This is a genomic window from Janthinobacterium sp. 1_2014MBL_MicDiv, from assembly GCF_001865675.1.
Lineage (GTDB): Bacteria > Pseudomonadota > Gammaproteobacteria > Burkholderiales > Burkholderiaceae_D > Janthinobacterium.
This window is the reverse complement of record NZ_CP011319.1, coordinates 2,733,590-2,753,122: the sequence shown is the minus strand read 5'-3', so window position 1 is coordinate 2,753,122 and position 19,533 is coordinate 2,733,590. Positions and strand designations below refer to the sequence as shown.

Here is a 19,533-nt window from a genome sequence, read left to right as displayed (position 1 = left end):
GTCGGATGACGTCCTGCGGACTGATCCGACCTGCGCTGCTATCGCATGGCGCAGGTCGGATTAGCGGCCCAGCCGCGTAATCCGACACCACCCCTCCCCAAGACCGAACATCGCATGACATTCCAACTTCACAAGGTCAGCGTCCACCACGCGGGCGCCGCCGGCAATGCGCTGGCCCTGCGCGAACTTAGCCTGGACGTGGCGCCGGGTGAACAGATCGCCCTGATCGGCCCTTCCGGCGCCGGCAAGACCAGCCTGCTGCACACGCTGGCCTGCGCGCTGCGTCCCGCAGCGGGCACCTTGAATATACTTGGCAGCGCGCCGTGGGACATCGGCAGCGCGCAGCGCCACGCCCTGCGCGCGCGCCTGTTCCTGGCGCCGCAGACGCCGCCGCTGCCGCCGCGCCAGCGCGTCGTCAACGCCGTGCTGGCGGGCCGGTTGCCGCAATGGAGCTTGTGGACGGCCATCCGTTCGCTGCTGGCGCCCATCGACCCGCGCGCCGCCTGGGTGGCCCTGGGCAAGTTCAACCTGCAGGACAAGCTGTATGCGCGCGTCGACCGCCTGTCCGGCGGCGAACGCCAGCGCTGCGGCATGGCCCGCGCGCTCGTCTCGAATGCCGAAGTTTTCCTCGTCGACGAGCCGCTGTCCGCGCTCGACCCCACGCTGGCCCTGCAGACGATCGCCGTGCTGCAGGCGGAAGCGCAAGCGCGTCATGCCACGCTGATCTGCAGCCTGCACCAGGTGGAAATCGCGCGCGCCTGCTTCCCGCGCATCGTTGCCTTGCGCGACGGCAAGGTGGTGTTCGATGCGGCCAGCGCCGACGTCAGCGACGCCATGATCGAAGCGCTGTACCGCAACCAGGCCGACCCCGCGCCCGCATTCGAGGCCGTGGAAGCGCGGCTGGACGCCGCGAGGCCCCTTTGCTGAAGGCCGCCGACGCCGCCCTGCCGCGCGACCCCGCCTGGCGCGGCCGCCTGAGCGCCGCCGCCATCGTGCTGCTCGTGCTGTGGCCGATGCTGGTGCAGGCCGAGTTCAAGCCGTGGATCCTGTTCGACGCGCAAAGCCTGGAAGCGACGTGGAATTTCATCGCCAGCTTCGTGCCGCCCGCGCACTCGCTGGAATTCCTGCGCCTGGTGGCTGTGTCCAGCTGGGAAACCATCGCCATGGCGACGGCCGGCATGGCGCTGGCCATGCTGGGCGCCATCCCCTTGACCTTATTGGTGACGGAACGGCTGTCGATCTCGCGCATCGGTTCCGGCCACGTGTCGCCGCCGGCCGCCGCCCTGCGCCACGGCGTGCGCGCCGTGCTGGTACTGCTGCGCAGCGTGCCGGAACTGGTGTGGGCATTGCTATTGGTGCGCATCGTCGGCCTGGGGCCGACGGCGGGCGTGATCGCCATCGCCCTCACCTATTGTGGCATGCTGGGCAAGGTCTACGCGGAAATCCTCGAATCGTCGGATGCCGCCGCCTGCAACGCCCTGCTGCACAACGGCAGCGGCCGCCTCAAGGCCCTGCTGTACGGCGCCCTGCCCGAATCGGCCGCCGAACTCGTGTCGTATACGATTTACCGCTGGGAATGCGCGATCCGCGGTTCCGTCGTCATGGGCTTCGTCGGCGCCGGCGGCCTGGGCCAGCGCATGGATGAATCGATGAAGATGATGGCAGGCAATGAACTGGCCACCATGCTGATGGTATTCGTATTGCTGGTGGCGGGCGCCGACGCCGTCTCCGCCATGCTGCGCCGGAGGCTGGCATGAAGAACGACACGTCCATGCTGCCTGTTTCCACGCCCGTGCGCTGGTCGACCTGGGCCTTGCTGGCCGGCTTGTTACTGCTCGTCATTGCCAGCTTTGCCACCCTGCCCCTGAAATGGGGCGAGTTCTTCAGCCAGGACGCGCTGCGCACGACGGCCGACTTCCTGCACGGCTTCGCCCCGCCCGAGCTGGCCGGCGCCTTCCTCGTGAAAGTGGGCGTGGCCACGTTCGAAACCCTGGCCATGTCGGCTATCGGCACGGTGATTGCCGCCGTACTCGGTGCCCTGCTGGCCCTGCCTGCCAGCGGCCGATTCGGTGCCGTGGCGCGTAACGCGACACGGGGCGTCCTGAATGTGCTGCGCTCGATTCCCGAACTCGTGTGGGCCTCGATCCTGCTGATCGCCGCCGGCCTGGGCCCGTTCGCCGGCACCCTGGCGCTGGCGCTGCACACGGTGGGCGTGCTGGGACGTCTGTTTGCCGACGCCTTCGAGAATTGCCCGCCGCTGCCGGCCGCCACCCTGCGCATCAACGGGGCGCGCCCGGCCGTGGCCTTCCTGTACGCCACCTTGCCCCAGTGCGGGCCGCAGATGATGTCCTACACCCTGTATCGCTGGGAAAACAATATCCGCGCCGCTGCCATCCTCGGCGTCGTCGGCGCGGGCGGCCTGGGGCAGATGCTGAAATACCATCTGTCGCTGTTCCAGATGCAGAGCGCCGCCACCGTCATCATCGCCATGCTGCTGATGGTGGCGGCCGTCGATGGCCTCAGCTATGTGCTGCGCCGGGCCATGACGCGCTGAAGCATTTACTTATTACAGGGAATCATTTATGTCAGGCTGGTGGACCATCATTTCGACAGACACGCCGCAACGCATGGCCGATATGACGAAAGTCAACAAGGAAGCGTTCCTGGCCACGTGGGAAGCGGGCCTGTTCGGCGCCGACTGGATCGCGCAACTGTGTGCACAAGGCAAGGCAACCCAGCTGTCGTCGAACGGCTTTCCCAACCGCTACACGGCGCTGGCGGGCGACATCCTGCCCCTGCTGGAAAACGGCATCGCCGTCGCGCAGGATGGCGTTTTTCCCCACGACCAGCCCACGGGCTGGCCCGGCTGCATCACCGTGCACGGGGACCGCATCGCCGCCTGCGCGCCAGGCCAGCTCCTGACCATTGAAGTGTGGGACCAGTCATGAGGAACAGTACATTGATCATACGCAAGGAAACCGCGGCCGACATCGGGGCCATCGACCAGCTGACGCGCGACGCCTTCCTGCACGCCGCGCACACGGACCACACGGAACAGTTCATCGTGAAAGCCTTGCGCGACGCGGGCGCCCTGAGCGTCTCGCTGGTGGCCGAACTGGACGGAGAACTGATCGGCCACGCGGCCGCCTCGCCCGTCGCCATCAGCGACGGCGCGCCGCACTGGTTTGGCCTGGGGCCCGTTTCAGTGGCCCCCAGCCATCAGCAGCAAGGCGTGGGCAGCGAGCTCATCAAGCAGTTGCTGGACGACTTGCGCCAGCGGGGCGCGGCGGGCTGCGTGGTGCTGGGCGAGCCTGCCTACTACGGGCGCTTCGGCTTCCAGGCACACGGCGCGCTGGTGTTGCCGGGCGTGCCGGCCGAATATTTCCAGGCGCTGGCTTTCGATTCGGCGCTGCCATCGGGGAATGTCGCCTATCATCCGGCCTTCGATGCCAGGAGCTGAGCAGGCCAAACAGCCCATGCACTCCCGTCACGACAAGGTACCACAGCAAATAGAGCACCTCGCCTGGTTCAGCCAGCACCTGGGCGGGCGCCTAGCGTGCGGAAATGCTTGAACGCGGCAGCGATGCTGTTAATATTGGCAAATAGTCCACGGCAACATCACACCACAAGGAATCCCCTGGTTTGACCACCATCCACATCCGCCCCACCACCCCGGCCGACTGGCCCGCCCTGAAAGCCACGCGCCTCGCTTCGCTGCTCGACGCGCCGACCGCCTTTGGCGTCAGCCATGCCAGCGCGGCCGCCTATGCCGACGCGGACTGGCGGCAGCGCGCCGTCAGCACGGCGCAGCGGACGTTTTTCCTCGCCTTTGACGGCGAACACGCCATCGGCATCGCCGCGCAAGTGGTCGCCGGCAACGGCGAGTGCAACCTGATCGCCATGTGGGTGCAGCGAGAATACCGCGGCATGGCCGTGGCGCAGGGCCTGGTCGATGCCGTGAAACGGCAGGCCGTGGCCACTGGCCATGCGCGGCTGGTGCTCGACGTGGCGCCGGAAAACGCGCGCGCGGCGGCGTTTTACCAGAAGCAGGGTTTTGTCTTCCTGCCGGAATGGGAAGCGCTGGAGAGCCACCCGCATATCCAGGTGCAGAAGATGGCGTGGCTGGCGCCGGCCTGATGTTGCGTGCCCGCACCGCCCCTTAGAAAACGCTATGCCGGGCCCGGCTTTGGCGCTAATCTTGGTGCCTGTTCAATCTCTTGCGGAACCACCATGAAAATCATCACATCGATGTTCGTCGCCGCCGCCCTGTTTGGCGCCCAGCCCGCCATGGCGCAGGAATCCTCGGAAGTGGCGGCCGCCAAGGTCGCCGCCAACAGCTGGCTCAAGCGCATGGATGCGGGCGACGATGCGGGCACGTGGGACAGCAGCGCGGCCTCGCTGCGCAGCGAAATGTCGAAGTCGGGCTGGAAGATGCTGATCACGGCCGTGCACTGGCCGCTGGGCGAGTTCAAGTCGCGCAAGCTGAAGTCGGCCGCCCTGCAAAAGGCGCCGGCCGGCAAGCCGGGCCCGGACAAGGTCGTCATCGACTACGTGAGCCAGTATGAAAACAAGGCCGACGTGCGCGAAACCATCACGACCGTGCTGGAAAAAGATGCCAGTTGGAAAGTGTCGGGCTATAACATCAACGGCTAAACGCCAGCCTATTTGACGCGCTGCTTCTCCAGCTTGCGCGCCAGGGTCCTGCGGTGCATGCCCAGGCGACGTGCCGTTTCCGAGATATTGAAATCCGTCTCGGCCAGCATTTCATGGATGCGTTCCCATTCCAGGGTCTTGATGTTGGTGGCGCGGCTCGTCAGTTCGATGTCGGCGTTGCCGGCCACGTGGCCGAAGGCCGCTTCGATATCGTCCGTGTTCGACGGTTTCGCCAGGTACTGGCAGGCGCCCAGCTTGATCGCTTCGACGGCCGTGCCGATGCTGGCGTAGCCCGTCAGCACGACGATCAGCATGTCCGGATCGTGCTGGTGCAGCATCTGCACGCAGGCCAGGCCCGAGGTATTGCCATTCAACTTCAAATCGACGACGGCGTAGTCGGGGCAATGCTGCTCGAGCAAGGCGCTCGCTTCATCGAAATTGGTGGCCAGGATGACCTGGTAGCCGCGCCGCTCGAACGAGCGGCCCAGGGTGCGGGCAAACGCGGCGTCGTCTTCCACGATCAGTAACAGACGGTCATCCTGCATGGTGGTCGCTTTCTCTTTCCAGTTTGATGGCCGCCAGCGGCAGGGCCAGGTGCACCACCGCCCCGCCCTGCACGCGGTTGCGCGCCGTCACCGTGCCGCCCAAGGTCCGCGCAACGTTGACCACCAGGAACAGGCCGAGGCCGCCGCCGGGCTTGCCCTTGCTGCTTTGATACGGTTTGCCCAGGTGCGTCAGCATCGACGGCTCGAAGCCGGGGCCCGCATCGGTGATCACCAGGTGCAAGGCGTCCGCTTCGCGCGTCGCTTCGAAGCGCAGCCAGTCGGGCGACGCTTCCAGCGCATTGTCGAGCACATTGCAGATGGTTTGTTTCAGGGTCGAATCGAAGACGACGGGCACGTCGTGCTCGATGCGGTTATCGTACTCGAAATCGTGGATGGGCCGGCTCGTGCGCCATTCTTCCACGAGGTCGTTGAGGAAGGTGTTGATCGTCGTCTTCACGGACGATTCGCCGCGCGCCTCACCTGCCGACAACAGGATGCCGCTGACGATGCTCTTGCAGCGCTGCAACTGCGCCTGCATTTCCGTGATTTCTTCCAGCAATTCGCCGTTCTTGCTCAATTCCGGCATGCGGCGCCAGTCGCCCAGGATGACGGACAGGGTCGCCAGCGGCGTGCCCAGCTCGTGCGCGGCGCCCGATGCCAGCAAGCCCATGCGGATGATGTGCTCTTCTTCCGCCGCGCGCTGGCGCAAGTCCGCCACCTTGGCGTCGCCGGCGCGCTGGTTGCGGTTGATGCGCGTGATGAACACCACCAGCAAGGCGGCGTTCAGGATGAAACAGATCAGCAAGCCCTGCACGTAGAGGCTGGAAAAGCCCCGCTCGGGGTCGATCGGCAGGATCAGGGGGCCGGGCAGCAAGGCCAGGCCGGCCAGGCACAGGCTGGTGATGGCCACCATGATCCAGGTCGACCACACTTCCAGCAGCACGGCGCTGAGGATGACTTGCAGCAGATACAGGAAGGCGAACGGGTTGCTGATGCCGCCGCTCAGGTAGAGCTGGGCCGTCAGCACGGTGACGTCGACCAGCAAGGCGAGGAACAGCGCCGTGTTCGAGACGGGCTGGCGTTCGTGCCAGCGCAAGAGGCTGGCCAGGTTGAAGGCGATGAGGCAGGACAGCACTTCGAGCATGTAGGGCACGGGCAAGGCGATGCCCAGTCCCACGCCGACGCCGAAGATCGTGCTGATCTGGCCGATCACGGCCAGCCAGCGCAGCTGGATCAGCAGCTTCATGTTCTGGTGGCCGGCCGGATGTTCCATCTCGGCCGCTACCGCACCGCGCTCCAGCACTTCGCGGTTGGGCAGGATCTCAATCCTGCCCGGCATGGTCGCTTTCTTGACTGCTGTTACCACCGGCACGGCGCGCGCGGCGGCGCCTGTCTTCGCGCACGATCCACCACGTGATGCCCGCCACCATCAAGGCCAGCGCGAACCACGTCAAGGCGTACACGAGGTGGTTGTTGTGGAAGGAAATCACGGTCAGGCCGCCGACGGGCGCGTCCGCAGCCGTTTCCGACTTTGCCTTCGCATCGACGAAGTATGGCGCCACGTTGCTCAGCATGTGCGAGGCGCCGATGGCGGCCACGTCGCGCGAATACCAGTGCTGTGTGGCAGGACTGTTTTCGCGCAAGAAACCGCCGCCCGTCTCGCTGATGCGCAGCAAGCCATCGACGTGGACGATGCCGGCCGGCGTGCTGGCGCCGATGCCTTCGCGCCTGGGCACGAAGCCGCGGTTGACCAGCACGGTGCTGCCATCGGCCAGGCGCAAGGGCGTCACCAGCCAATAGCCGCTGCCCAGTGCCGTCGTTGCCTGCACCAGGGTATTGAAAATGGGAAGATAAGTACCGGAGAGTCGCACATGGCGGTATTCATCCGTTTGCTGCGTGACCTTGGCCCAGGCTGCGGGTCCAGGTGCGTCCGTTGCGGGCGCATGTACGCGTTGTTCGACGCGCTCGATCAGGTCAAGCTTCCAGAACAGGCGCTTGACTTGCCAGGTGCCCAGGGCACAGAAACCGGCAAAAACGATCCCCGCCAGCAAGGCCAGTGCAATTTTTGAATAATGCACAGCCATGCCGCGTGGGCCTGGCGCGGCATCTTGCGATGCGGCGCCCGGGGCGCGCCCGGTGCTGCTTGGGCGCGTTTGACTCATCATGGAGCCGTTTTCGTATGCATGTACTCAGGCATCAGATCCGGCATCATGTTGTGGTTCATGTGGTACATGACCCACAGCGAACCGGCCATGGCAATACCCACGATCATGATGGTGAAGATCAGCGCCATCATGTTCCAGCCGCCTTCGGACTTGGTGTTCATGTGCAGGAAGTACACCATGTGTACCACGACTTGAACAGCCGCGAACGCCAGCAGGACCAGGCCCATGGTGCCCGAGTTGGTGATGGCTTTCGTCATCACCAGCCAGAAAGGAATGGCCGTCAGGATCACCGACAGGATGAAGCCGATGGCATAGCTTTTCAGGCTGCCATGATCGTGATGGTCATGGTGGTGGCTATCGCCGTGTGTGTGGTGGTCGCTCATGGCAGCACTCCCATCAGGTAGACAAAGGTGAAGACGCCGATCCAGATGACGTCCAGGAAGTGCCAGAACAGCGACAGGCACATCATGCGACGGCCGTTTTCCGGCGTCAGGCCATGCTTGTTCAACTGGAACATCAAGGTCACGAGCCAGATCACGCCGAACGTCACGTGCAAGCCGTGGGTACCGACCAGGGCGAAGAACGAGGACAGGAACGCGCTGCGCTGCGGACCGGCGCCTTCGTGGATCAGATGCATGAATTCATACATTTCCAGCGACAGGAAGGCCAGGCCGAACAGGCCCGTGATGCCCAGCCAGACCAGGGTGCTGCGCAAATTCTTGCGCTGCATGGCCAGCATGGCGAAGCCGTAGGTGATCGACGACAGCAGCAGCATGGCCGTGTTGACGGCCACCAGCGGCAGGTCGAACAGCGCGGCGCCCGTCGGGCCGTCCGCGTAGCTGCGGCCGACCACGGCGTACGTGGCGAACAGACAGGCGAAGATCAGGCAATCGCTCATCAGGTAAAGCCAGAAACCCAGCAGGCTGCCGTTTTCCGGGTGGTGCTCGCGCACAAAGTAGCTGCGCGTGCTTGGTGCGGCGCCAGCGGCGCCGGTGTTATGGGCGATGGTATCAGACATGGCTGCTCAGCAATTTAGTATAAGCGTCTTCGGTACGGACCACTTCTTCCGCAGGAATGTAGTAATCGCGCTTGTAGTTAAAGGTATGGACGATGATGGTGACCATCATGATCACGAAGCCAATGCTGGCGACGAGCCACATTTGCCAGATCAGGCCAAAACCAACCAGTGCGCTCAACGCGGCGATCACGAAACCAGCCCAGGTGTTCTTCGGCATGTGGATCTTCGTGAAACCGGACGTCGGACGCTGGTAACCGTGTTTCTTCATGTCGGTCCATGCATCGAGTTCGTGCACTTGTGGCGTGAAGGCGAAATTATAGTCTGGCGGTGGCGACGACGTCGACCATTCCAGCGTACGGCCGCCCCATGGGTCGCCGGTAACGTCGCGCAGGGCGTGACGGTTGCGGTAGCTGACATAGAACTGGATCAGCATGGAAGCGATGCCCAGGGCGATCGAGACGGCGCCGAACCAGGCGATGATGGTCCAGATTTGCAGCGATGGATCTTCAAAGTGGTTGACACGACGGGTCACGCCCATCAGGCCCAGCACGTACAGCGGCATGAAGGCCAGGTAGAAGCCGACGAACCAGAACCAGAACGAGCACTTGCCCCAGAACGCATCGAGCTTGTAGCCGAAGGCTTTCGGGTACCAGTAGTTGATCGCAGCGAAGACGCCGAAGACCACGCCGCCGATAATCACGTTATGGAAGTGGGCAATCAGGAACAGGCTGTTATGCAGCACGAAGTCGGCTGGTGGTACGGCCAGCAGCACGCCGGTCATGCCGCCGATGGTGAAGGTGACCATGAAGCCGATCGTCCACAGCATGGGCAGTTCGAAACGGATACGGCCGCGGTACATGGTAAACAGCCAGTTGAAGATCTTCGCGCCCGTCGGGATCGAAATGATCATCGTCGTGATGCCGAAGAAGGAGTTGACGCTGGCGCCTGAACCCATGGTGAAGAAGTGATGCAGCCAGACCAGGTAGGACAGGATCATGATGACGCAGGTGGCGTACACCATCGAGGCGTAGCCGAACAGGCGCTTGCTGCTGAACGTGGCGACCACTTCCGAGAACACGCCGAACAGCGGCAGGATCAGGATGTAGACTTCCGGGTGACCCCAGATCCAGATCAGGTTGACGTACATCATGGCGTTGCCGCCCAGTTCCGTCGTGAAGAAGTTAAAGCCGGCAACGCGGTCCAGCGACAGCATGGCCAACACGGCCGTCAGCACCGGGAAGGCGGCGACGATCAGGATGTTGGTGCACAGTGCGGTCCAGGTGAAGACGGGCATTTTCATCCAGGTCATGCCGGGCGCGCGCATCTTGACGATGGTGGCGATCAGGTTGACACCGGACAATAGCGTCCCGACCCCGGCAATCTGCAGGGACCAGATGTAATAGTCTACCCCCACGTCCGGACTGCCGACGATGCCCGACAGCGGTGGATACGCCAGCCAGCCCGTGCGGGCGAATTCGCCGACGAACAGCGAGGCCATGACCAGGGCGGCGCCCATGGTGGTCATCCAGAAGCTGAAGTTGTTGAGGAAAGGGAAAGCCACGTCGCGCGCGCCGATTTGCAGCGGCACCACGTAGTTCATCAGCCCCGTCACGAAAGGCATCGCGACGAAGAAGATCATGATCACGCCGTGGGCGGTGAAGATCTGGTCGTAGTGATGCGGTGGCAGGAAGCCGGCATTGTCGCCAAAGGCGACGGCCTGCTGGGTACGCATCATGAGCGCGTCGGCAAAGCCGCGCAGCAGCATGACGAGGCCCAGAATCATGTACATGATACCGATTTTTTTATGGTCGATACTGGTGATCCAGTCGCGCCACAGGGTACCCCAGACGCGGAAATACGTCAGTGCCGCAACGAGTGCGATACCGCCCAGGGCAACCATGGCAAAGGTCACCAGCAGGATAGGTTCGTGAAATGGAATTGCATCCCAAGTCAGACGGCCGAATATAAGCTTCGTCAGATCAATATGGTCTAGCATTGTTACTCTCAGAGAAAAAAGGGAGGCGCCAGGCAAGCGGCGCCAGTATCTGCAGCGCTAAGTACTTATGCGCTGCGGGATTCATGCAGTCGTTACTTGGCTTGAACGCCCTTTTCAACCACTGCATCGCTAGCGACTACTGCCGTTACGGCCGCTACCGGGCTATTTGCCACCGCCAGTTTGTATGGCTCGACCGGCGTCACGCACAGGGCGTCGGAAACGATGGTGCGGTTCAAAATTGCCTTGTACAGATCGCTAGGTACCGCGCTGTAGCGGCGCACGGGATCGCGCTCGCTCGGCTGGGCCAGCGTCAGGTAGTCGTCGCGGTTCAGCGCGCCGCCACCGGCACGTGCCGATTCCACCCATTTGTCGAAGTCCGCATCGTTCACGCCATGGAACTTGAAGCGCATGCCCGAGAAACCGGCACCGCTGTAGTTGGCGGAAAAGCCTTTATACACGCCTGGCTTGTTGATGACGGCATTCAACTGGGTTTCCATGCCCGGCATGGCGTAGATCTGACCTGCCAGTGCGGGGATGAAGAACGAGTTCATGACGGACGAGGCGGTGATCTTGAAGCGGATCGGACGGTCGACTGGCGCATACAGTTCATTGACCGAAGCGATGCCTTGCTCAGGGTAGATGAACAGCCATTTCCAGTCCAGCGCCACGACTTCGACGATCATCGGCTTGTGGCTGGCAGGAATCGGACGGTTGGCGTCGATACGGCTCAGCGGACGATAAGGATCGAGGGTGTGGGTGCTGATCCAGGTCAGCAGGCCCAGCACGATGATGATCAGCAGGGGCGCGCCCCAGATGATCAGCTCGAGGCGAGTCGAGTGGTCCCAGTCCGGCTCGTATTTGGCCGCGGTGTTGTTTTTTCTATAGCGCCATGCGAAAAGCAGGGTCAGGGCGATTACCGGAACGATAATCAACAGCATCAGCAATGTCGAGATGACAATCAGATTGCCTTGCTGAACTGCGATGTCTCCGGACGGATTCAGTACCACCGTATTGCAACCAGCCAACAATGCGAGAGGTAAAAGAAGCAGTCCGCGACGAACTTTTAATGAAAACATACAGGAAAGTCCAGTACAGGGGATGAAGATATGGTACTGTATTCTCACTGGAGCGCGTTGGCAATTGGACGTTTTGTCCTACCCCTTGCTCGGACTTTCACTGTGTACGTACGGAGTTTTCCTACGACTACCTGATGGATAGTCCTACTCCGGGCGTGAGACACCCGGGGTATGTTACGCGTTGGCCGAACTCGAAACTATATTGGAGACGATCATCATGTCCAGCACGCGCATACACAGCGGGGATGTACCCGCTGACTTTTCCCCCCATTCCCTGCGCGACGCACGCGGGGCCGGCACGGTCGAATCGCATATCGACCCCGGTGAGATCGCCGTCGGCGTGATCATCGGCCGCGCTTCCGAGTATTTTGACTTCTTTGTCTACGCCATCGCCTCGGTGCTGGTGTTTCCGCGCGTCTTCTTCCCCTTCGAAGAGCGCCTGGAAGGCACCTTGTATGCGTTCCTGATCTTCTCGTTCGCCTTCATCGCCCGTCCGTTCGGCACCGTGATCTTCATGGAAATCCAGCGCCGCATGGGGCGCAGCGCCAAGCTGACGTTCGCCCTCTTCCTCTTGGGCGTATCGACGGCCGGCATCGCTTTCCTGCCCACCTATTCGCACCTGGGCTTTGCCGCCATCATCTGGCTGTCCGTGCTGCGCATCGGCCAGGGCGTGGCGCTGGGCGGCTCGTGGGATGGCCTGCCGTCGCTGCTGGCCCTGAACGCGCCTGAAAACAAGCGCGGCTGGTACGCCATGCTGGGCCAGCTGGGCGCCCCCGTCGGCTTCCTGATCGCCGCCGGCCTGTTCTGGTTCATGCTGACCACACTGACGGATGAAGATTTCCTCGACTGGGGCTGGCGCTATCCCTTCTATGTGGCCTTCGCCATCAACGTGGTGGCCCTGTTTGCCCGGTTGCGCCTGGTATCGACGAATGAATATGCGCGCCTGCTCGACGAGCGCGAACTGCAGCCCGTGAGCGTGTTTGAAATGAGCCGCGGCCAGGGCCGCAACGTGCTGATCGGCGCCCTCGCCGCGCTGGCCAGCTACGCCCTGTTCCACCTCGTTACCGTGTTCCCGCTGTCGTGGATTTCCGTCTACCAGACCCGTTCTGCGCCGGATTTCCTGCAAATCCAGATGCTGGGCGCCGTGCTGGCCGCCGTCGGCGTGGTGATTTCCGGCTTGCTGGCCGATAAAGTGGGCCGCCGCACCACCCTGGGTGTGCTGGCCGTGCTGATCGCCATCTTCAGCGCCTTCGTGCCGACCCTGATGGGGGGCGGCAATACGGGCCAGGACGTGTTCATCCTCGTCGGCTTCAGCCTGCTGGGCCTGTCCTACGGCCAGGCGGCCGGCGCCGTGACGGCGAACTTCCCTGCCCGCTTCCGCTACACGGGCGCGGCCCTGACGTCCGACCTGGCCTGGCTGGTCGGTGCCGGCTTCGCACCGCTGGTGGCGCTGGGCCTGTCGGCCAACTTCGGCCTCGCCTATGTCAGCTTCTACCTGCTGTCGGGCGCCGTCGCCTCGCTGGCCGCGCTGAGCCTGAACCGGGCGCTGGAAATCCGCGACTGACATATATATAGACAGGCGTGCGCTTGCCGCATGCCGCAATGCACACCATGCGCCGGATTCTTCCGGCGCATTTTTTTGTCGCCGGCCCTGCGCGCCGGCCGCGCCGGAACCGGCGCCATGCCCCGCTGCTGGCGCCGGCTACTGTATCGCCAGCTGCCTGCCGCCCGTGCCCGCCTTTTTCGGCAAGTCCAGCAACAACACGCCATTTTCATAGCGGGCCTGGGCGCCAGCTTCCTCCACTTCATGCGGCAACACGAAGCTGCGGTATTGCTGGCCATATTCGCGCTCGCTGCGCACGACCCTGCCGCCGCCATCGCGCAGTTCGCGTTCATTCTTCAGTTCCGCGGCGATGGATACCCGGTTGCCGTCGATCGACACCTTGATGTCATCCTTGCTGACACCCGGTATGTCGGCCTGCACCAGGTAAGCTTGTTCGGTTTCGGAAATATCGACACGGATGCGCGGCGCGCCGCCTTCGCGCAGGCGCAGGGCCGGCGTGAAGAAATCGCGCATCAGCTCTTCCATGTCGCTGAAGGGGTCGAAGCGCGCCAGCGGGTTGAGCGGATCGCGGTGGATCAGATGATTGGCCATGATGTCCTCCTGCATGGGCAATGGCATTGCACACGGTGGCCAGCCGCGCGGCAAGCTGCCATCCGCACGGACGCCACCACCATCTGCATACTAGGACGCAAACCGGCGCACTCTTTGCGTTATATCAAACGTGCAAGCATTGACTTCTGGCGAACTTGAACATGGCCCGCATCGCATTGTTCGCTGCCTCGCATACACAAGTATTACAGCAATGAAACTGGCGCAAGGCTGCTATGCTAGCGCACGCTATGCGCAATCCGCATAAATACTTGCATTTCCATTAAAATTGATTTTTTGCACCAGCCCTTACCGGACATGATGAATACCAAGACCCCGATCGACTCCTTCAGCTTTCGCCGCATCCTTGCCCGCAACGTCACCCTGCCCCTGGTCATCGGCGTCGTCACGGCCCTCGTATTCGTCGGCCTGATCGCCTACCTGCTGTCGGCGCTGCGCTCGGTCGAACATTCCGAAAGGGTCATCGGCAATGCGAATGAAGTCATGAAGCTGTCCGTCGACCTGGAAACGGGCATGCGCGGCTATTTGCTGACGGGCGACGAGACCTTCCTGTCGCCGTATAAATCGGGCAAGGCAAAGATCGCCGTCGAGATGAATACCCTGCTCGAGCTGGTCTCCGACAGTCCCGTCCAGGTGGACCGCCTGCGCCGCATCCGCGCGCTGCAAAACCAGTGGATGGAATACGCGGAAAGTGTCATCGGGCAGCGCCGCAGCAACCAGGAATTTCTCGCGCGCGTGCGCCAGGGCGAAGGCAAGCTGGAATTTGACGAGATCCGCCGCGAATTCCTGTCCTTCCTGTCCATGGAGCAGCGCTTGCGCCAGGAGCGCGGCGATACGGCCGAAAGCCGCACGGTGCTGGCCGTGGTGGTGTTCCTGGTCCTGAGCCTGGGACTGTCCGGTCTGCTGGCCTACCTGGGCCGGCGCGAACTGCTGCGCCTGTCCGACATCTACAATGAGGCGCTGGAACAGCGCGGCAAGGATAACGACGTGCTGCAGGAACAGGCCTGGCTGCGCACGGGGCAGACGGAGTTGGCCGCGCATACGAGCGGCCAGCTGGCCTTGCCGCAACTGGGACGGCAAGTGCTCGATTTCCTCGCCAACCGCCTGGACGTGGCCGTCGCCACCATGTATGTAATCGATGACGACGGCAGCCTGCGCCGCACGGCCGTCTACGGTTTCAACGAACAGGGCGTGAAGGACAAGCAGGTATTCAAGCTGGGCGAAGGCCTGGTGGGCGAAACGGCGCGCGAGAAACGGCTCAAGCACATCAAGCAGGTGCCGCACGATTACCTGACCGTGACGTCCGGCCTGGGCCATGGCGCGCCGCTGGAACTGGTATTGACCCCCGTCAACAACGAGGGCGCCGTCAACGGCGTGATCGAGCTGGGCTTCACGCATCCCGTCAGCCAGCGCGCGAAAGAATTGCTGAACCTGATCGCCGCCAATGTCGGCACCTCGCTGGAAGCGGCGCTGTACCGCCAGCGCCTGCAAAACGTGCTGGAAGAAACGCAGCAGCTGAATGAAGAGCTGGAAGTGCAGCAGGAAGAGCTGCGCACGGCCAACGAGGAACTGGGCGAGCAGTCGCGCGTGCTGGAGCAGTCGCAGGCCCACCTGGAAGAGCAGAAGGCGGCGCTCGAGCAGTCGAACGAGCAGCTGGCCGTGCAGGCGCTGGCGCTGGACCAGAAGAACATGGCGATAGTCCAGGCGCATGCCCAGCTCGAGGCGCGCGCCGAAGAGCTGCAGCGGGCCAGCCGCTACAAGTCCGAATTCCTGGCGAACATGTCGCACGAACTGCGCACCCCCTTGAACAGCTCGCTGATCCTGTCCAAGCTGCTGTCCGACAATAGCGGCGGCAATCTGACGCCCGAGCAAGTGACGTTTGCGCAAACCATTTATTCGGCCGGCAACGACTTATTGACGCTCATCAACGATATCCTCGACATTTCCAAGGTCGAGGCGGGCAAGCTGGAACTGATGCCGGACACCGTGCCCTTCGATGAACTGCTGAGCAGCATGCGCATGCTGTTCGGTCCGCAGGCGCAGCAAAAGAAACTCGCCTTCAACGTCAGCGTGGCGCCGGATGCGCCCGCGTCGTTTGTCAGCGACCGCCAGCGCCTCGAGCAAATCCTGAAAAACCTGCTGTCGAACGCCATCAAATTCACGGATGCGGGCACGGTGGCCCTGCAGGTGAGCACCGATGACGGCGGCAACGTGCGCTTCCAGGTGCAGGATTCGGGCATCGGCATCGCCGACGACCAGCAGCAAAAGATCTTCGACGCCTTCCACCAGGCCGACGGCACCACCAGCCGCCGCTATGGCGGCACGGGCCTGGGCCTGTCGATCTCGCGCGACCTGGCAGCCTTGCTTGGCGGCACCATCGAACTGGCCAGCACGCCTGGCCAGGGCAGCACATTTACCCTGGTCTTGCCGCCGGCCATGCCGCAGCGCGCGGCGGCGCCGGACGCCCTCGCGCCCGCTACCGTCACCGTCCAGCCTGCCGCGGCGCGGCCAGCCACCGTAGCCGCCGCGCCGAAAGCGGCGCCCGCCGCCAAGCCCGTGCCTTTGGCCACCTTCCAGGATGACCGCGACAGCGTACCGGCCGGCAAGAGCGGCCAGCGCTCCGTGCTGGTGATCGAGGACGAGCCCTCGTTTGCCGGCATCCTGTTCGACCTGGCCCACGAAATGCAGTACCGCTGCCTGGTGGCGCATGGCGCCGACGAAGGCTTGCGCCTGGCCGAGCAGTTCCTGCCCGACGCCATCCTGCTCGACATGGGCTTGCCGGACCGTCCCGGCTTGCTGGTCTTGCAGCAGCTGAAGGAAAACCCGCTGACGCGCCACATTCCCGTGCACATCGTGTCCGGCAACGACCAGGTGCAGGAAGCCATGCAGCTGGGCGCCATCGGCTACGCCACCAAGCCGCGCACGCGCGAACAGCTGAAGGACGTGTTCCGCAAGCTCGAATCGAAGTTCACGCAAAAGATGAAGCGCATCCTGCTGGTCGAGGACGATGAACGCCAGCGCGAAAGCGTGGTGCACCTGATCAGCGACGACGACGTGGAAATCACGGCCGTGGCCCTGGGCGAACAGGCACTGGAATTGCTGAAGACGCAGATTTTCGATTGCATGATCATCGACTTGAAGCTGCCCGACATCCAGGGCAACGAATTGCTCGAACGCATGGAACACGAGGAACTGTGCTCGTTCCCGCCCGTCATCGTCTACACGGGCCGCAACCTGAGCCGCGAGGAAGAGGCGGACCTGATGAAATACTCGCGCTCGATCATCATCAAGGGCGCCCGCTCGCCCGAGCGCCTGCTCGACGAAGTGACCCTGTTCCTGCACAAGGTGGAGTCCGAACTGTCGAGCGAACGCCAGGGCATGCTGCAGCAGGTGCGCAGCCGCGAACGCGTATTCGAAGGCCGCAAGATTTTGCTGGTCGACGACGACGTGCGCAATATCTTTGCCCTGACCAATGCGCTGGAACAGAAAGGCGTGGTGGTGGAAATCGGCCGCAACGGCTTCGAAGCCATCAGCAAGCTCAATAGCGTGGACGATATCGACCTGGTGTTGATGGATGTCATGATGCCGGGCATGGATGGCCTGGAAGCGACGCGCTTGATACGCGCCGACGGCCGCTACAACAAGCTGCCCATCATCGCCATCACGGCCAAGGCCATGAAGAACGACCAGGAAGAGTGCCTGCAGGCGGGCGCCTCCGACTACCTGGCCAAGCCGATCGACCTCGACCGCCTGTACTCGCTGCTGCGCGTGTGGATGCCGAAGATGGAACGCATGTGATGGCGCGCCTTTCGCCTGTTTCGCACAGGATGGAGCGGCACTGATGTCCGCGCGCCACACGGATGCGCAACTGCAGGCGCTGATGGAAGCCATCTATCAGCGCTACAGCTATGACTTCCGCGACTACACGCTGCCCTCGCAGCGCCGGCGGCTGAACCATGCCCTGGACCGCTTCCAGTGCGCGGACCTGCCCGCCATGCAGCAGCTGGTGATAGAAGACCCTGCCGCCTTTGGCCGGCTGCTGCAGATTTTGACCGTGCCCGTCACGCAAATGTTCCGCGACCCGGCCTTTTTCCTCGCCTTGCGCGAAGATGTCGTGCCCGTGCTGAAAACCTACCCGTCGCCAACCATCTGGGTGGCCGGCTGCTGCACGGGCGAGGAAGCGTTGTCGCTGGCCATCGTGCTGCACGAGGAAGGCTTGCTCGAGCGCAGCCGCATCTACGCCACCGACATCAACCCGCAAGCGCTGGCCACGGCCGTGCGCGGCACGTATCCGCTGCACCGGATGGAAGAGTATGGCAACAACTACCGGGAAGCTGGCGGCCTGGGCCAGCTGGCCGAGTACTACACGGTCGAGCACGCCACGGCGCGCTTCCCCCGGCAACTGCTCGACAAGATCAATTTCGCCGACCATAGCCTGGCGACGGACAGCGTCTTTGTTGAAACGCAATTGGTGCTTTGCCGCAATGTACTGATCTACTTCAACAAGCAGCTGCAGGACCGGGCGCTGGGCCTGTTTCATGAATCGCTGTGCCACCGGGGCTTCTTGGGGCTGGGCAGCAAGGAAAGTCCGCATTTCACCCGTTTCTCCACCGAGTTCGAGCCATTGCCCGGCGTCGAAAAACTCTACCGCAAACGCGCGCCATCGCGCGCCGCGCCCTCTTACGCTGGACGGCAAAGCCATGCCAGGAATGACACATGATGACTGAAACCAGTACCAAATTATTAATCGTCGACGACTTGCCGGAAAACTTGCGCGCGCTCAATGCCCTGATACGCGAGAGCGACCGCAGCGTCTACCAGGCCTCCTCGGGCGAGGAAGCGCTGGCCCTGCTGCTCGAACACGATTTTGCGCTGGCCATCCTCGACGTGCAAATGCCGGAAATGGATGGCTTCGAGCTGGCGCAACTGATGCGCGGCACGGAAAAGACGCGCCACATCCCCATCGTCTTCGTCACGGCGGCCGGCAAGGAAATGAATTTCGCCTTCCAGGGCTATGAGAGCGGCGCCGTCGACTTCCTGCACAAGCCGCTCGACATCAATGCCGTGCAAAGCAAGGTCAACGTGTTTGTCGCCCTGCACCAGCAGCGCAACGAAACGCGGCGCCAGGTGCAGGCGCTCGAGTACAGCCGCCAGCAGCAGGAAGCGCTGCTCAAGGAATTGCGCGCCACCCAGGCCGAACTGCAGCGCTCGCTGCGCCTGCGCGACGAATTCATGTCCATGGTGGCGCACGAATTGCGCACGCCATTGAACACCCTGTTCCTGGAAACCCAGATGCGCACCGTCAACCTGGAGCGGGGCAACTTGGCCGCCTTCGAAGCGGATAAGCTGAACAAGATGGTGGCCCGCGACGGGCGCCAGATCCGCAGCATGGTGCGCCTGATCGACGACATGCTCGACGTTTCGCGCATCACCAGCGGCAAGCTGTCGATACGCCGCGAGCCGGTCGACCTGGCGTGCCTCGTGCGCCGCGTGGCCGACGATCTGGCCCACTATGCGGCGACGACGGGCAGCGTGCTCGAAGTGCTGGCCTTCGAGCCCATCCACGGCTACTGGGATGCCTTCCGCGTGGAACAGATCGTTGTCAACCTGATCAGCAATGCCTTGCGCTACGGCCAGGGCCAGCCCGTGGAAATCAGCCTGGCGCACACGCAGAACAGCGCCGTCATCGAAGTGCGCGACCATGGCATCGGCATCGGCGCCAAGGACCAGGAACGCATCTTCGACGCCTTCGAGCGGGTCATGTACCAGGACCGCTCGGGCGGCCTGGGCCTGGGCCTGTTCATCACCAAGCAGCTGGTCGATGCACACGGCGGCGCCATCACCCTGCAAAGCCAGCCCGGCAATGGCGCCCTGTTCAGCGTCACCCTGCCGCTGGCAGGAAGCTGA

19 protein-coding genes are annotated in these 19,533 nt (G+C 63.2%); 11 read left to right on the top strand and 8 right to left on the bottom strand.

Features of this window, described 5'->3' with window-relative positions; all coding sequences use genetic code 11:
* Positions 1–114: 114 nt before the first annotated feature.
* From YQ44_RS12040 to YQ44_RS12010, 7 genes are all read left to right on the top strand, one after another.
* Positions 115–927 (top strand): phosphonate ABC transporter ATP-binding protein, encoded by an 813-nt coding sequence (locus YQ44_RS12040; protein WP_071323587.1) that lies wholly within the window; start codon positions 115–117, stop codon positions 925–927.
* Positions 921–1,757: a PhnE/PtxC family ABC transporter permease gene (locus YQ44_RS12035; protein WP_071323586.1), complete on the top strand. Its 837-nt coding sequence runs from the start codon at positions 921–923 to the stop codon at positions 1,755–1,757. Before YQ44_RS12040 ends, YQ44_RS12035 begins: the two co-directional genes overlap by 7 nt.
* The gene (gene phnE, locus YQ44_RS12030; RefSeq protein ID WP_071323585.1) at positions 1,754–2,554 is read left to right on the top strand and encodes a phosphonate ABC transporter, permease protein PhnE; all 801 of its coding nucleotides are present in this window, start codon (positions 1,754–1,756) and stop codon (positions 2,552–2,554) included. Before YQ44_RS12035 ends, phnE begins: the two co-directional genes overlap by 4 nt.
* Before the next feature lie 28 nt (positions 2,555–2,582).
* A complete protein-coding gene (locus YQ44_RS12025; RefSeq protein WP_071323584.1) occupies positions 2,583–2,948 on the top strand; it encodes a hypothetical protein in 366 nt (121 codons plus the stop codon).
* A complete protein-coding gene (locus tag YQ44_RS12020; RefSeq protein WP_071323583.1) occupies positions 2,945–3,460 on the top strand; it encodes a GNAT family N-acetyltransferase in 516 nt (171 codons plus the stop codon). The genes YQ44_RS12025 and YQ44_RS12020 overlap by 4 nt, the downstream gene beginning before the upstream one ends.
* Positions 3,461–3,642: 182 nt before the next feature.
* Positions 3,643–4,137, top strand: coding sequence for a GNAT family N-acetyltransferase (locus YQ44_RS12015; protein WP_156894802.1), 495 nt, complete (start codon positions 3,643–3,645; stop codon positions 4,135–4,137).
* Positions 4,138–4,230: 93 nt separating this feature from the next.
* The gene (locus YQ44_RS12010) at positions 4,231–4,653 is read left to right on the top strand and encodes a DUF4019 domain-containing protein (RefSeq protein WP_083411787.1); all 423 of its coding nucleotides are present in this window, start codon (positions 4,231–4,233) and stop codon (positions 4,651–4,653) included.
* Between the two features lie 8 nt (positions 4,654–4,661).
* Here the strand turns inward: YQ44_RS12010 and YQ44_RS12005 are convergent, their stop codons facing one another.
* From YQ44_RS12005 to cyoA, 7 genes are all read right to left on the bottom strand, one after another.
* Positions 4,662–5,198, bottom strand: coding sequence for a response regulator transcription factor (locus YQ44_RS12005; RefSeq protein ID WP_071323582.1), 537 nt, complete (start codon positions 5,196–5,198; stop codon positions 4,662–4,664).
* Positions 5,188–6,537 carry an ATP-binding protein gene (locus YQ44_RS12000; protein WP_071323581.1) on the bottom strand — a complete coding sequence of 450 codons (1,350 nt, stop codon included), beginning with the start codon at positions 6,535–6,537 and terminating at the stop codon, positions 5,188–5,190. Before YQ44_RS12000 ends, YQ44_RS12005 begins: the two co-directional genes overlap by 11 nt.
* A complete protein-coding gene (locus tag YQ44_RS11995; protein ID WP_071323580.1) occupies positions 6,521–7,363 on the bottom strand; it encodes an SURF1 family protein in 843 nt (280 codons plus the stop codon). Before YQ44_RS11995 ends, YQ44_RS12000 begins: the two co-directional genes overlap by 17 nt.
* A complete protein-coding gene (gene cyoD / locus YQ44_RS11990; RefSeq protein WP_071323579.1) occupies positions 7,360–7,746 on the bottom strand; it encodes a cytochrome o ubiquinol oxidase subunit IV in 387 nt (128 codons plus the stop codon). The genes YQ44_RS11995 and cyoD overlap by 4 nt, the downstream gene beginning before the upstream one ends.
* Complete coding sequence (gene cyoC / locus YQ44_RS11985; RefSeq protein WP_071323578.1) at positions 7,743–8,381, bottom strand: cytochrome o ubiquinol oxidase subunit III; 639 nt, start codon at positions 8,379–8,381, stop codon at positions 7,743–7,745. Before cyoC ends, cyoD begins: the two co-directional genes overlap by 4 nt.
* Entirely contained in the window at positions 8,374–10,377 is a 2,004-nt protein-coding gene (gene cyoB / locus YQ44_RS11980) for a cytochrome o ubiquinol oxidase subunit I (protein ID WP_070253477.1), read from the bottom strand. Before cyoB ends, cyoC begins: the two co-directional genes overlap by 8 nt.
* 92 nt (positions 10,378–10,469) lie before the next feature.
* Positions 10,470–11,453 (bottom strand): ubiquinol oxidase subunit II, encoded by a 984-nt coding sequence (gene cyoA / locus YQ44_RS11975; RefSeq protein WP_083411786.1) that lies wholly within the window; start codon positions 11,451–11,453, stop codon positions 10,470–10,472.
* A 217-nt stretch (positions 11,454–11,670) separates the two neighbouring features.
* On the opposite strand from cyoA, the gene YQ44_RS11970 reads away from it, so the two are divergent.
* Positions 11,671–13,017 (top strand): MFS transporter, encoded by a 1,347-nt coding sequence (locus YQ44_RS11970; RefSeq protein ID WP_071323577.1) that lies wholly within the window; start codon positions 11,671–11,673, stop codon positions 13,015–13,017.
* Between the two features lie 138 nt (positions 13,018–13,155).
* Here YQ44_RS11970 and YQ44_RS11965 read toward each other — a convergent pair whose 3' ends face one another.
* Complete coding sequence (locus YQ44_RS11965; protein WP_071326430.1) at positions 13,156–13,608, bottom strand: Hsp20/alpha crystallin family protein; 453 nt, start codon at positions 13,606–13,608, stop codon at positions 13,156–13,158.
* Positions 13,609–13,926: 318 nt separating this feature from the next.
* On the opposite strand from YQ44_RS11965, the gene YQ44_RS11960 reads away from it, so the two are divergent.
* From YQ44_RS11960 to YQ44_RS11950, 3 genes are read left to right on the top strand one after another with little or no spacing between them, the layout of a single operon-like run.
* Positions 13,927–17,424, top strand: coding sequence for a response regulator (locus YQ44_RS11960; RefSeq protein WP_071326429.1), 3,498 nt, complete (start codon positions 13,927–13,929; stop codon positions 17,422–17,424).
* Positions 17,425–17,467: 43 nt separating this feature from the next.
* A complete protein-coding gene (locus YQ44_RS11955; protein WP_071323576.1) occupies positions 17,468–18,346 on the top strand; it encodes a CheR family methyltransferase in 879 nt (292 codons plus the stop codon).
* A complete protein-coding gene (locus YQ44_RS11950; protein WP_071323575.1) occupies positions 18,343–19,533 on the top strand; it encodes a hybrid sensor histidine kinase/response regulator in 1,191 nt (396 codons plus the stop codon). Before YQ44_RS11955 ends, YQ44_RS11950 begins: the two co-directional genes overlap by 4 nt.